The 362-nt window shown below is 43.9% G+C and carries 1 protein-coding gene; it reads right to left on the reverse strand.

The window, feature by feature from the left end; genetic code table 11:
- Positions 1–53 precede the first annotated feature (53 nt).
- Positions 54–362: hypothetical protein (locus ACOEN1_RS13530; RefSeq protein ID WP_422487413.1), on the reverse strand; the 309-nt coding region annotated here is incomplete at its 5' end.

A 362-nucleotide genomic window follows, 5' to 3' on the forward strand; every position in this document is an offset into this window, starting at 1 on the left:
TATAAAAAGACGCCCAGCTAAAGGCGTCATAATCTGATAGTAATAGGCTTCCATTAGTAAGGTGCATAGTAAACATACCCGCTGGCTTTGGCATAGAAGCCATCTCCAGGAATGTACATGGCACCGTCAAAGGTATCGTATTGAGTCGTTGTGAAACCTGGCTGATGCAAGCATTCCCAGGTAATCCCATCAGAGGATACACAAAGGCTACTCTCTTTTAGAAGCGCAAACTTCCCCCAATCCGGCATCCAGATGATGTTTCTTGGATTAGGGATATTGTTATTAGCCAGATCTCCTACCCAGGAAAGATTGGTTTCAGTAATCTGTGTAGCATCATCGTTCATCACACAGAGCTTCACATA

It is taken from the genome of Gudongella sp. DL1XJH-153, assembly GCF_049310905.1.
Lineage (GTDB): Bacteria > Bacillota > Clostridia > Tissierellales > Tissierellaceae > Gudongella.